We start from the raw sequence: 12,245 nt of genomic DNA on the forward strand, positions 1-12,245 counted from the left end.
CCTCCCGGGGGGGGGGCCCCGGGGCGGGGCGCCGCCCCCGCACCCCCGCCCCAACCCCCGGGGGGCCCGGGGGCGGGCCGGGGGCCGGGGCGACCGGCGGTTGGCAGGACGCCGGAAGGGGGCGGCGGGGCGGGACTCAGTGGCCGCGACTGTTCGCGCGGCGGCGCAGGGCGTACGCCGTGCCGCCCGCGGCGGCGAGGAAGAGGCCTGCTCCCGCGCCGAACTCGACGGGGTCCGTGCCGGCGACGCTGCCGCCGAGGCCGCCGCGCACACCCAGCGTGGAGGACGTGGGGGCCGGGGCGGTGACCGTGGGAAAGCCCCTGGCCGCACCCGTCGTGGAGCTCGTGGTCGGTCTGGTGGTGCCCCCGGCGATCGTCAGGTCGGCCGAGCCGGTCTCCCCGTTGCAGGTGAAGGAGACGGAGTACACGGCTCCGCGCCGGGCGTCGCGGTCCACCGTGACCCGTGCGGTCTGGCCGCGGGCGATGCTCACGGTGTCGAAGACCCCGGAGGAAGCGGTGGAGTAGGCGGCGTTGCAGCCGCTGACGGAGAGCACCGTCTGGCCGCCGGGCGCGACGGTCGAGGGGGTGATGGCGAAGCCGAACGAGGTGACCTGGGCCTCGGCCGCGGTCGCGGCGGGCGCGCTGAGGGGACCGAGCGCCAGTACGGCGCCCGTGGCGCCGGCGCTCAGCAGGGCTGTGGCGGAGATGCGTATCGCACCCATGGTTGATCCTCCGGATCCCCGAGGAGCAGCCGCGGAAAGGGGTTTCCGCACGTGGGGGGGTTGTGCGCCTCGATGTTCGACACGCTAGGTCCGGGGGCGGTCGCCCGCGATCAGGAACGGGCGAATGGGGCATGGTCCTAGGCCGAACCGGGGACGGGAGGCCCGTCCCCGGTTTGCGGGACCCCGGAGGGCGACGACTTCCGGCAGCCCTCGGTGGTCCGTGGCCCCTGCGTGCTCTGCCCTCGGCGGCCGTCAACGGCCCTCATCCGTCGTCAGTCCGTCAGGCCCAGATGCGGGAACTGTGCGAGGAACGGTTCGGCGGTGGCCGCGATGCCCCGCCCGAAGGGCGCGTCGAAGTCCCAGATCAGGAACAGCAGGAAGGCGATGAGTGCGCTGAAGAGCCCTGCCAGCAGCAACTCCCGGAAGGACCGCCGGATCTGCAGGGTGAAGATCAGACCGACCGTCACCAGGGCCCCGGTGATCAGCCCGAACCACACCACGCCCGGCATGGTGGCCCCGGCGCTCTGGCCGCGCGCACTGCGGGCGTCGTCCGCCACCGCGACCTGGTCGACCAGGGGCTGGTACGCCTGACCCTCGTGATCGGTCCGCGGCTCGTAGTCGGTGACGTCCCGGCGGATCCGTTCCAGCAGTTCCCCGCCGCGGTCCGTGAGGTCGCCGTTGTCGGCCATCTCCTTCCACTCCGTGTCCACCACGTACGTCACGTACGCGTCGACGTCGGACCGGATCTTCTTGCGCACCTCGGCCGGGTAGACCTCGGAGCGGACGCTGATCTCGTGCAGGGCCTGCGCCTCCTGGCGCACGTACTCCTGGGCGGCTCCGCGGCCCTCCCAGACACCGGCGATCGCCAGGCCCAGGACGATCGCGTAGATCACGCCGATCATCATCGTCATGTACTCGATGACGTCCGGGGTCTCGTTCGGATCGTCGTCCTCGCCGATCCGGCGGTGGTTGAGGAAGGTGATGGACAGCACCACGGCGCAGGCCGCGGCCATCGCGATGGACAGGACGAGCCATTCCGACAAGATGACTCCCAATCGATTACGGGTGGGGCGAAAGGCTGCCGGCGCCGGAGCCGGCGCCGAGGTCGGCGCTAGCGCGGGCGCAGCGCGACGATCGCGAGCACCGCGGGAGCCGCGGTCAGCAGGGTGAAGGTCACGGGCGAGACGTGGTGCTCGGCCGGTTTGCGGGCAGGGGCGTGGTACGCGGGACGGGCCACAGGCCTGGGCGCGGGCGGTGGCGTCACCACGGGGGCGGGCTCCGGTGGAGCGGGCGGCTTGACGGCCCTGGGTGGTGCGGGCGGCGGTTTCGACGGGGCCGGTTCGGGTGGGACGGGCTTCGGTGCGGGTTTCGGCGCCGGCTTGGGCGGGGGTGGTGGTGGCGGCGTGGGCTTCGGGGGCGGGGCGGGTGGGGGCATTGGAGTGGGTTCGGGTTTCGGCGGCTTCGGTGGGGGAGTCGGCTTCGGCGGGCAGGGCGGGGGAGGCGGTGGCGGGCAGTGGTGTCCGCCGTGATGGCCGCCCCCGTGCCCTCCTCCGTGCCCTCCCCCGTGACCGCCTCCGTGGTGGCCGCCGGGGTTGCCGCCGGGGTCCCGGCCGTGGTCGCGGCCGTGGTCGCGGCCGTGATGTCCGCCACCCGGGCCACCTCCGCGGCCGCCGGCGGAGACCGCCGCGACCACCGTGATGGCGGCCGCGCCGTCGTCGGCGTCGGTCGTCGCGTAAGCGCAGCTATCAGCCACGGCCGGCGTGACGGACAAGGCCGCCCACAACAGGACCGGGACCGCCAGCAGGCGCCTGGCACAGGCTCTGTTCACCCCGGGAGCATGGGCCCCGCGCCCGCCCGCGCACGCGGGAGTCCGCCCCGGTTCGCCTGAACGGGTGGAGCGGCGACCAGTGAGGTTTGAGCCAGCCCTGGGCCGGTCGTCGGGCGAGTGTGAGCGCGCGCCGCGCAATTCCCAAAAGGGATGTGTCGGTATCGATCAATCCCCCGGACGGGGGCGGCGGCCGCCTTTGGTGTGTGACGAAGAACGGATCGCCAATTTCCGCTTTTGCTCGCCCCGTTGGGAAATGATCAGTACATTCGGCTCGGACAGGAGTCCGACCTCGACCGGACCGCGCAGGAACAACGCTTGGAGACCCGATGGAGCGCCCCGCCTGGGCCCCGCCAGGCATCGACATATCGGTGCCGAGCGTGTCCCGCATCTACGATTACTACCTGGGCGGCTCCCACAATTTCGAGGTCGACCGTCAGGCGGCCCGCCGCGCCATGGAATTCATGCCGGGCCTGCCGAAGATCATGCAGGCCAACCGGGCATTCATGCGCCGCACCGTACGGCACGCCGTCGCCGACGGCGTCACGCAGTTCCTCGACATCGGCTCCGGCATCCCCACCTTCGGCAATGTCCACGAGATCGCCCAGGCCGCGAGCGCCGAGGCGCGCGTGGTCTACGTCGACCACGACCCGGTGGCCGTAGCCCACAGCCGGGCCGTCCTGGACGGCGACGACCGCAGCGCCGTCGTCGCCGCCGACCTCCGCAAGCCGCGGGACATCCTGGCCTCCCCCGAGGTGGGCCGGCTGCTCGACTTCGACCGCCCGGTCGCCGTCCTGCTCGTGGCCGTCCTGCACTTCCTGGAGGACGCGGACGATCCGTACGCCGCCGTGGCCGAGCTGCGCGACGCGCTGGCCCCCGGCAGCCTGCTGATCCTCACGCACGCCTCCTTCGAAGGGATCCCGCTCACGGAGGAGGTCGCGAGCGGCGCCGTGGGTGTCTACCGGGACATCCGCAATCCCCTCGTCATGCGCAGCAGGGAGCAGATCCGCCGTTTCTTCGACGGGTTCGAGTGGGTGGAGCCCGGGCTGGTGTCCATGCCCGAGTGGCGGCCCGACGGCCCCGAGGCCGCGGAGGACGGCGTGGCGCAGGAGGACCCGTACGCCTACTCGGGCTTCGGCGGAGTGGGACGCAAGGCGTGAGACTCCCGGCACAGACGGCAGGTGCTCCGGGCGCCGCCGCGGCGGCGCCCGTCGAGGCCCCGGAGCCCACGGTGGCTGCCCAGCCCGCGGCGGTTCCCAAGGGCGGCATCGAGGACCGCATCGCCCGCTTCGCGACCATCTGGGGGCGGGCGATCTTCCCCGTCACGGCGACCTCACTGACCCGCCCCGAGTTCGAACGCCACCTGGTACCGCTCACCCGGACCCTTGCCGAGGCCCTGCACGCCCGGCCCTTCGACGCGTCCGTCGCCCAGCGCGTCGGGGCGGAGCTCGTCGCCGTGCACTGCACCGACCCCGAGGCGCTGGCCGGCACGCTCGGGGTGGTCGAGTCGTACCTGGTGCTCTACTGCGGCCCGGGCGGAACCGATGGCTCCGGCGCTTGCGGTGGTTCGAGCGTGGAGGACACCGAGGAGTACCGGGCCCGCTGTGCCCGTCTCCAGCACGGGATCGCGGCGGGGTTCGCGCGCGCCCTGCGCGAGCGCACCCTCAAGGAGCAGGAGGCCATCGCCCGCTCCGCGCTGACCGCCCGCACCGACGCCCAGCAGGCCCTGCACGCGAGCGAGGAACGCTTCCGGGCGGTATTCGAAGGGGCGGCCGTCGGGATCGGCATCGCCGACCTGGACGGGAACATCCTGGAGGTCAACGACGCGCTGCTGAAGATGTTCGGCGGCCTGGAGGGACACGTCCGGGGTCGCAAGGTCAGCGAGTGGGGACACCCCGACGACACCCCGCACGTCTGGCGGATGTACGGCGAGCTCGTACGCGGCGAGCGCGAGAACTACCGCGTGGAGAAGCCGTACTACCGGCACGACGGAACCGTGCTCTGGACCAACCTGACGGTGTCCCTGCTCCGCGACGCCGACGGGGTGCCGCAGTACCAGCTGGCCCTGATGGAGGACACCACCGAACGCCGGCTGCTGAACCTTCGCCTCCGCTACGAGGCCACCCACGACGCCCTGACCGGCCTGCCCAACCGGACGCTTTTCTTCGAGCGGCTGGAGAAGGCCCTCAGCGGGGCCGGCGGCAGCCACTTCGGCCTGTGCTACCTGGATCTCGACGGGTTCAAGACGGTCAACGACAGCCTCGGCCACTCGGCGGGCGACCGGCTGCTGGTGGAGGTCGCCGACCGGCTGCAGAGCTGCGCGACGGGCCCCGGCGAGGTGGTCGCCCGGCTCGGCGGCGACGAGTTCGTCGCCCTGACCACCGGCTCCGACACCGAGCACAAGGTGACCGACCTCGCGGTCCGCATCCTGTCGGCCCTGTCCACGCCCATCCGGCTGGAGGGCCGCGAACTGTCGGTCCGGGGCAGCGTCGGCATCGTCGAGGGCCCGGCCGGGGAACGCACTCCCGCGGAGGTGCTGCGCAGCGCGGACATCACGATGTACCGGGCCAAGGCGGCCGGCGGCAACCGCTTCGAGTTCGCCGACGCCGAGGCCGACGCCCGGGCCATCACCCGTCACGGACTGACCAACGCCCTGCCGGCGGCGCTGGAGCGAGGCGAGTTCTTCATCGAGTACCAGCCGCTGGTCCACATGCACGACGGCAGCGTGCACGGCGCCGAGGCGCTGGTCCGCTGGTCGCACCCGCAGTACGGGGTGCTCGGCCCGGACCGTTTCATCCCGCTCGCCGAACGGACCGGACTGATCGTGCCGCTCGGCCGCTGGGTCCTGGAGGAGTCCGTCCGCCAGGCCCGCAACTGGCAGCGCCAGCACGGCGGCTCGTCCCTGCGGATCAACGTCAACCTCTCGCCGACCCAGCTCCACCACCCCGGCCTGGTCGCCGACACCATCGCCGTGCTGGAGAAGTCGGGCCTCGCCCCGGGCGCGCTGTGCCTGGAGGTCACCGAATCGGCCCTGATAGGCGCCGACGACGAACTCCTCGAACCGCTGCGCCGGCTCGCGGCCATCGGTGTGGACATCGCGCTCGACGACTTCGGCACCGGCTACTCGAACCTGGCCAACCTGCGCCGCCTCCCGGTCAGTGTCCTGAAGCTGGACCGCTCCTTCACGCAGGGGATGCAGCAGATCCCGGCCAACCCCGTCGACGTCAAGATCGTGGAGGGGATCGTCGCCCTGGCCCACAGTCTCGAACTCGCCGTCACCGTCGAAGGCGTGGAGACCGGAGCCCAGGCCGCCCAGCTGCGCGCCCTCGGCTGCGACACCGCCCAGGGCTGGTACTACGCCCGCCCCGGCGCCCCCGACCGCATCCACACCCTCTCCCTCTCGGACGCGGTGCCCACCCCCTGACCCCGGCAGGGGGTCAGGCCATCCCGGCCTCGGTGCCGCGGCCGGGCTCGCGCACCGCGGCCATGACCCGCTCGTGCCGCCCGACCGTGTCGGCCAGCAGGTCGGCGGCCGCCGGGAGCCGCTCGGCCTCGTACGCGTCGAGCGCACCGTCCGAGGCCGGGCCGGTCAGGGCGGCGGCCAGGGTCCGGCCGAGAGCGGCCGCGTCCTGTACTCCGGTGTTCATACCGAGGCCGCCGGCTATGGGATGGACGTGCGCCGCGTCTCCGGCGAGGAAGACCCGGCCCTCGCGCAGCCGGGTGGCCATGCGGACATTGACCCGCCAGGCCGAGAGCCAGGTGGGATCGGCCAGCTGGATTCCCGGAACCCGGGCGTGCCGGTCGAAGAGCCGCTGGAAGCTCTCCAGGGAGGGCGGCAGCGGCTCGCCGCTCTCGTCGGGCTCCGGTGAGGCCTGCAACTGGAAGGTCTCCGTCCCCGGTATCGGGCAGAGCAGCATCCCCCCGCCGTCCGAGGTGAACCACTGGTGCCAGAAATCCCGGCTCAGGCCCGGAGCCCTCACGTCCCCGATCACCATCGTCTCCGTCGCGTCCGTGCGTCCCTCGAAGGGGATCCCGAGGAGCTTGCGGATCGAGCTGTGGCCGCCGTCGCACCCGGCGGTGTAGCCGGCGCGCACCGAACGGCCGTCCGCCAGCCTCGCGGTGACCCCCGCCGTGTCCTGGGCGATCCCGACGACCTGGGCCTGGTACTCGATCCGGACGCCGAGGTCGGCGAGCCGCTCGCGGAGGGCCTCTTCAACCTGCCACTGGCCGATGAGGAGGCCGTCGCCGCTCGGCGTGTCGTTGATGTGGGCGCCGTCGAAGTACTTGCGCAGGACCAGGCCCCGCGTGCCGATGGCGGACATCCGCCCGGCGGCACCGAGCCGGGCGAAGACCTCCAGGCTGCCCGGGTTGAGTCCCTTGCCCCGGGACTCGAGGTGGGGCCCGGAGCGTCCGTCGAGGATCCGGACTGCGATCCCGCGGAGGGCGAGCTCGCAGGCCAGGGTGAGTCCGGTGGGGCCGGAGCCCACGATCAGAACGTCGGTCATCGGAAGTCCTCTCGTCGTCTCGCTGTCGTTGCCTCAAGGAAAGCGGCCGCGGCCAGAAAAAGCAACCCGGTCAAAAAAATAACTGGGACTCAAAAATAACCCGGTCACGAAAGCGTGCTAGCGTATGAAGCATGGACAACACGACGGGCCTGCGCGAGAACAAGAAGCTCCGTACGCGTCGCCGACTGGCGGCCACGGCGCTGGAACTCTTCCTCGAGCGGGGCTTCGACGCCGTCTCGGTGGCGGACGTCGCCGCCGCGGCCGAGGTTTCCAAGCCCACGCTGTTCCGGTACTTCCCGAGCAAGGAGGACTTGGTGCTGGACCGGTTTGCCGACCATCAGGACGAGGTGGCGCGCATCGTGCGCGACCGGCCGGCCGGGCTGGGGCCGGTCGCCGCGGTGCACGCGCACTTCCTCGAAGCCCTCGACCGCCGGGATCCGATCACCGGGCTCTGCGACCATCCCGACGTCCTCGCCTTCCAGCGGCTGCTCTACTCCACCGCGAGTCTGGAGTCGCGCCTCGCCCTCTACACCGCCCGCGAGGTGGAGCTGCTCGCCGAGGTCCTCGGAGCCGGGGCGGCCCCACCGCTCACCGCCCGGCTGGCAGCGGTGCACCTGGTGGCCGTCCGCCACGAGCTGGGCCGGGAGAACTGGCGGCGCATCGACTCCGGGCAGAGCGCCGACCAGGCCCACCCCGCGGCCGTGGCCGACGCCGATGCGGCTTTCGGGATGCTGGCCGGCGGGCTCGACCAGGCGCTGCCCCTCACCCCCGCCTGACCGAACCGGTCAGCCCACCAGGATGCGCTTCAGCTCGCGCGCCGCGCGCGGGGGAGCCACATCGGTGCGGTGCGCCAGGGCGATCGTGCGGCGCAGCGGCGAGCCCGCCAAGGGGGTCGCCCGCAGGCCGGGACCGGCTCGGTCCACCACCATCGCCGGGACCACCGCGATGCCCAGCCCTGCCCGCACGAAGCCCAGGACCGCGTCCATCTCCCCGCCCTCCACGGTGAACACCGGCTCGAAGCCCTCCGCGCGGCAGGCCGTCACGGTCAGCTCCCGCAGGTCGTACCCGTGGCGGAACATCACCATCGGCTCGTCGCGCAGCCCGGAGATGCTCAGGGGCCCGCCCCCGCCGGGCGGCGGCAGCTCCGCGGAGGAGACCACCACCAGGTCCTCCGTCAGCAGCTCCACCGTCGTCAGCGCCGGAGCCGAGGGCGGCAGCGGCAGGGCGATCAGCGCCAGGTCCAGGGCCCCGCGCGCCAGTTCCCGTACGAGGTCGAGCGAACCGCTCTCCTCGATCACCAGCTCGATCCCCGGGTGGGCGGTGTGGAAGGCGCGCAGCACATCCGGCAGCAGGCCCGTGCACACGCTCGGCGTGGCACCCAGCCGCACCCGTCCGCGCCGCAACTGCGCCAGCTCCTGGACCTCCAGCCGCGCGGTGTCCGCGTCCGCCAGGATCCGCCGAGCCAGCGGCAGCAGCGTCTCGCCCGCTTCGGTCAGCGCGATGTTGCCCCGCGCCCGGCTGAACAGCTCCGCCCCCAGCTCCCGCTCCAGCGCCTTGATCTGCTGCGAGAGCGAGGGCTGCGCCACGTGCTCCCGCTCCGCGGCGCGGGTGAAGTGCCGGGCCTCGGCGACGGCCACGAAGTAGACCAGCTGCTGAAACTGCATAGGCAATGTCTATCAAGATGACCGACATCATGTCTTGGACCTTTCGGGTCCTTCGTCCCTACCGTCGATCCCATGGCTCTGGCAACGCGTACCCGGACAGGCGGCTCCGCCGTATCGGCGGTCTGGGACTCCACCATCGGGAAGAAGACCGTCATGGCGGTCTCCGGACTGATCATGCTCGGCTACCTCGTCGTGCACATGCTCGGCAACCTCAAGATCTTCTTCGGGCCGGGCGAGTTCAACGCCTACGCCCACTGGCTGCGCCACATGGGCGAGCCCTTCCTGCACAGCCACTGGGGCCTGTGGGCCGCCCGCGTGGTCCTGCTCTCGGCGGTCGTCGCCCACGCCGTGTCCGCGTTCCAGCTCAGCCGCCGCGACGTCAAGGCTCGCCCGGTCAAGTACGCCCACAAGCGCCGCCGCGCAAGCTATGCCACCCGCACCATGCGCTGGGGCGGGATCATCCTCGGCCTGTTCATCGTCTGGCACGTGCTCGACCTGACCACGCTCACCGTCAACGAGCGCGCCTGGGCCGGGCACCCCTACGAGAACGTCCTCGCCACCTTCTCCACCTGGTACGGCAACACGATCTACCTCGTGGCGATGGCCGCGCTCGGCCTGCACGTCCGGCACGGGTTCTGGAGCGCCGCGCAGACCCTCGGCGCCGGCAACGCCCGCCGCGACCGGACCCTCAAGGTCCTGGCCAACGCCCTGGCCCTCCTCCTCTTCGCGGGCTTCGTGTCCGTCCCCGTCGCCGTCATGACCGGAGTGGTGAACTGACCATGAGCGACCGCATGAGCGACCGCACGTACGACTACGCCCGCTACACCACCGGCGAGCCCCTCGCCGACACCAAGGCACCCGACGGCCCGATCGCGGAGCGCTGGGACCGCCGCCGCTTCGAGGCCAAGCTCGTCAACCCGGCCAACCGCCGCAAGCACACCGTCATCGTCGTCGGCACCGGCCTGGCCGGCGGCGCGGCCGGAGCCACCCTCGCCGAACAGGGCTACCACGTCGTCCAGTTCTGCTACTCCGACTCCCCGCGCCGCGCCCACTCCATCGCCGCCCAGGGCGGCATCAACGCCGCCAAGAACTACCGCAACGACGGCGACTCGGTGCACCGCCTCTTCTACGACACCGTCAAGGGCGGCGACTTCCGCGCCCGCGAGTCCAACGTCCACCGGCTCGCCCAGATCTCCGTCGAGATCATCGACCAATGCGTCGCCCAGGGCGTCCCCTTCGCCCGCGAGTACGGCGGCCTCCTCGACACCCGCTCCTTCGGCGGAGTCCAGGTCTCCCGCACCTTCTACGCACGCGGCCAGACGGGCCAGCAGCTCCTCCTCGGCGCCTACCAGGCCCTGTCCCGGCAGATCGCCGCCGGCAACGTCGAGCTGCACGCACGCACCGAGATGCTCGACCTGATCACGGTCGACGGCGTGGCCCGCGGCATCGTGGCCCGCGACCTGGTCACCGGCGAGATATCCACCCACTACGCCGACGCGGTGGTGCTGGCGAGCGGCGGCTACGGCAACGTCTTCTACCTCTCCACCAACGCCATGAACTCCAACGCGACCGCCGTATGGCGGGCGCACCGGCGCGGCGCGTACTTCGCCAACCCCTGCTTCACCCAGATCCACCCCACCTGCATCCCGCGCACCGGCGACCACCAGTCCAAGCTCACCCTGATGAGCGAGTCCCTGCGCAACGACGGCCGGATCTGGGTCCCCAAGGCCAAGGGCGACACCCGCCCCGCCGCCGACATCCCCGAGGCGGAGCGCGACTACTACCTGGAGCGGATCTACCCCTCCTTCGGCAACCTCGTCCCCCGCGACATCGCCTCCCGCGCCGCGAAGAACGTCTGCGACGAAGGACGCGGCGTCGGCCCCGGCGGCCAGGGCGTCTACCTCGACTTCGCCGATGCCATCCGCCGCATGGGGCGGGACGAGGTCGCGGAGAAGTACGGCAACCTCTTCGAGATGTACGAGCGGATCACCGCGGAGAACCCGTACGAGGTCCCCATGCGCATCTACCCGGCCGTGCACTACACGATGGGCGGCCTGTGGGTGGACTACGACCTCCAGACCACCGTCCCCGGGCTGTTCGCGATCGGCGAGGCCAACTTCTCCGACCACGGCGCGAACCGCCTCGGCGCCTCCGCCCTCATGCAGGGCCTCGGCGACGGGTACTTCGTACTCCCTTCCACCATCAACGACTACCTGGCCCGCCACCCGCACCACGATGAGATCGACGACAGCCACCCCGAGGCCGCGGCCGCCGTCCGCGAGACCCGCGACTGCCTCGCGAAGCTGCTCGCCGTCGACGGAGACCGCACCCCCGACTCCTTCCACCGCGAGATCGGTGAACTCATGTGGGAGTACTGCGGGATGGCGCGCACGGAGGCCGGCCTGCGCAAGGCACTCGCCCGGATCCCGGAGATCCGGGAGGAGTTCTGGCGGCGCATCAAGGTCCCCGGCACCGGCGAGGAGTTCAACCAGTCCCTGGAGAAGGCCAACCGCATCGTCGACTACCTCGAACTCGCCGAGCTGATGTGCCTCGACGCCCTGCACCGCGCCGAATCCTGCGGCGGCCACTTCCGCGAGGAGTCCCAGACCCCGGACGGCGAAGCCGCCCGCCGGGACGAGGAGTTCGGCTACGCGGCCGCCTGGGAGTACCAGGGAACCGGCGCGGCCCCCGTCCTCCACAAGGAAGACCTCGTCTTCGAGTACGTCCACCCCACCCAGCGGAGCTACGCATGAAGCTCACCCTGCGCGTCTGGCGCCAGCAGAACGCCGACGCCCCCGGCGCCATGGCCTCCTACGAGGTCGACGGCATCTCCCAGGACATGTCCTTCCTGGAGATGCTCGACACCCTCAACGAGGACCTCATCCTGCGCGGTGAGGACCCGGTCGCCTTCGACCACGACTGCCGCGAGGGCATCTGCGGCGCGTGCAGCCTCGTCATCAACGGCGACGCCCACGGCCCGGAACGCACCACCACCTGCCAGCTCCACATGCGGTCCTTCACCGACGGCGACACCATCGACGTCGAGCCCTGGCGGGCCGCCGCCTTCCCGGTGGTCAAGGACCTCGTCGTCGACCGCGGAGCCTTCGACCGGATCATCCAGGCAGGCGGCTACATCACCGCCCCGACCGGATCGGCCCCCGAGGCACACGCCACCGCCGTGCCCAAGGCCGACGCCGACTTCGCCTTCGAGCACGCCGAGTGCATCGGCTGCGGGGCGTGCGTGGCGGCCTGCCCCAACGGCTCCGCGATGCTCTTCACCTCCGCCAAGGTCAACCACCTCAATGTCCTCCCGCAGGGCTCGCCGGAGCGCGAGACCCGCGTGCTGGACATGGTGGCCCGGATGGACGAGGAGGCCTTCGGCGGCTGCACCCTGACCGGCGAATGTGCCACGGCCTGCCCCAAGGGCATCCCGCTGCCGTCGATCGCCGCGATGAACAAGGAGTGGCTGCGAGCGGTCCGCAAGGGCCCACGCTGACCCGGGCTGACCCGGGCTGACTGGCACTGACCGG

At 71.9% G+C, this 12,245-nt stretch carries 11 protein-coding genes; 6 read left to right on the forward strand and 5 right to left on the reverse strand.

The window, feature by feature from the left end; genetic code table 11:
* Positions 1–136: 136 nt before the first annotated feature.
* The 3 genes from AB0D48_RS34345 to AB0D48_RS34355 all read right to left on the reverse strand — a co-directional run bounded on the left by AB0D48_RS34345 (position 137) and on the right by AB0D48_RS34355 (position 1,988).
* The gene (locus tag AB0D48_RS34345) at positions 137–721 is read right to left on the reverse strand and encodes a hypothetical protein (protein WP_362406212.1); all 585 of its coding nucleotides are present in this window, start codon (positions 719–721) and stop codon (positions 137–139) included.
* A gap of 272 nt (positions 722–993) precedes the next feature.
* Positions 994–1,764, reverse strand: coding sequence for a hypothetical protein (locus AB0D48_RS34350; protein WP_362406214.1), 771 nt, complete (start codon positions 1,762–1,764; stop codon positions 994–996).
* A gap of 68 nt (positions 1,765–1,832) precedes the next feature.
* Positions 1,833–1,988 (reverse strand): hypothetical protein, encoded by a 156-nt coding sequence (locus AB0D48_RS34355; protein WP_362406216.1) that lies wholly within the window; start codon positions 1,986–1,988, stop codon positions 1,833–1,835.
* A gap of 887 nt (positions 1,989–2,875) precedes the next feature.
* On the opposite strand from AB0D48_RS34355, the gene AB0D48_RS34360 reads away from it, so the two are divergent.
* Positions 2,876–3,706: an SAM-dependent methyltransferase gene (locus AB0D48_RS34360; protein WP_362406220.1), complete on the forward strand. Its 831-nt coding sequence runs from the start codon at positions 2,876–2,878 to the stop codon at positions 3,704–3,706.
* A gap of 71 nt (positions 3,707–3,777) precedes the next feature.
* Positions 3,778–5,970 (forward strand): EAL domain-containing protein, encoded by a 2,193-nt coding sequence (locus AB0D48_RS34365; protein WP_362406273.1) that lies wholly within the window; start codon positions 3,778–3,780, stop codon positions 5,968–5,970.
* 13 nt (positions 5,971–5,983) lie between these two features.
* Here the strand turns inward: AB0D48_RS34365 and AB0D48_RS34370 are convergent, their stop codons facing one another.
* Positions 5,984–7,051 (reverse strand): FAD-dependent monooxygenase, encoded by a 1,068-nt coding sequence (locus AB0D48_RS34370; protein WP_362406223.1) that lies wholly within the window; start codon positions 7,049–7,051, stop codon positions 5,984–5,986.
* Positions 7,052–7,182: 131 nt separating this feature from the next.
* Here AB0D48_RS34370 and AB0D48_RS34375 point away from each other — a divergent pair, with 131 nt between their 5' ends.
* Positions 7,183–7,827, forward strand: coding sequence for a TetR family transcriptional regulator (locus AB0D48_RS34375; RefSeq protein WP_362406226.1), 645 nt, complete (start codon positions 7,183–7,185; stop codon positions 7,825–7,827).
* 9 nt (positions 7,828–7,836) lie between these two features.
* Here the strand turns inward: AB0D48_RS34375 and AB0D48_RS34380 are convergent, their stop codons facing one another.
* The gene (locus AB0D48_RS34380) at positions 7,837–8,715 is read right to left on the reverse strand and encodes a LysR family transcriptional regulator (RefSeq protein ID WP_362406229.1); all 879 of its coding nucleotides are present in this window, start codon (positions 8,713–8,715) and stop codon (positions 7,837–7,839) included.
* A 72-nt stretch (positions 8,716–8,787) separates the two neighbouring features.
* Between AB0D48_RS34380 and AB0D48_RS34385 the strand changes: the two genes are divergently transcribed.
* Genes AB0D48_RS34385 through AB0D48_RS34395 form a run of 3 tightly spaced genes read left to right on the forward strand, consistent with a single transcriptional unit; the run spans position 8,788 to position 12,211 of the window.
* Positions 8,788–9,492, forward strand: a complete 705-nt coding sequence (locus AB0D48_RS34385) for a succinate dehydrogenase cytochrome b subunit (protein WP_362406232.1) — start codon at positions 8,788–8,790, stop codon at positions 9,490–9,492.
* 14 nt (positions 9,493–9,506) lie between these two features.
* Complete coding sequence (locus AB0D48_RS34390) at positions 9,507–11,468, forward strand: fumarate reductase/succinate dehydrogenase flavoprotein subunit (RefSeq protein WP_362406276.1); 1,962 nt, start codon at positions 9,507–9,509, stop codon at positions 11,466–11,468.
* Entirely contained in the window at positions 11,465–12,211 is a 747-nt protein-coding gene (locus AB0D48_RS34395; protein ID WP_362406235.1) for a succinate dehydrogenase/fumarate reductase iron-sulfur subunit, read from the forward strand. Before AB0D48_RS34390 ends, AB0D48_RS34395 begins: the two co-directional genes overlap by 4 nt.
* The last annotated feature ends 34 nt before the right edge of the window (positions 12,212–12,245 follow it).

It is taken from the genome of Streptomyces sp. NPDC048269 (genome assembly GCF_040652395.1).
Lineage (GTDB): Bacteria > Actinomycetota > Actinomycetes > Streptomycetales > Streptomycetaceae > Streptomyces.

Excerpts from the sequence above, each read along its gene's own strand:
- AB0D48_RS34390 (WP_362406276.1), top strand. The coding sequence starts at position 9,507 with ATGAGCGACCGCACGTACGACTACGCCCGCTACACCACCGGCGAGCCC.
- AB0D48_RS34395 (WP_362406235.1), top strand. The coding sequence starts at position 11,465 with ATGAAGCTCACCCTGCGCGTCTGGCGCCAGCAGAACGCCGACGCCCCC.
- AB0D48_RS34345 (WP_362406212.1), bottom strand. The coding sequence starts at position 721 with ATGGGTGCGATACGCATCTCCGCCACAGCCCTGCTGAGCGCCGGCGCC.
- AB0D48_RS34380 (WP_362406229.1), bottom strand. The coding sequence starts at position 8,715 with ATGCAGTTTCAGCAGCTGGTCTACTTCGTGGCCGTCGCCGAGGCCCGG.
- AB0D48_RS34385 (WP_362406232.1), top strand. The coding sequence starts at position 8,788 with ATGGCTCTGGCAACGCGTACCCGGACAGGCGGCTCCGCCGTATCGGCG.
- AB0D48_RS34375 (WP_362406226.1), top strand. The coding sequence starts at position 7,183 with ATGGACAACACGACGGGCCTGCGCGAGAACAAGAAGCTCCGTACGCGT.
- AB0D48_RS34360 (WP_362406220.1), top strand. The coding sequence starts at position 2,876 with ATGGAGCGCCCCGCCTGGGCCCCGCCAGGCATCGACATATCGGTGCCG.
- AB0D48_RS34370 (WP_362406223.1), bottom strand. The coding sequence starts at position 7,051 with ATGACCGACGTTCTGATCGTGGGCTCCGGCCCCACCGGACTCACCCTG.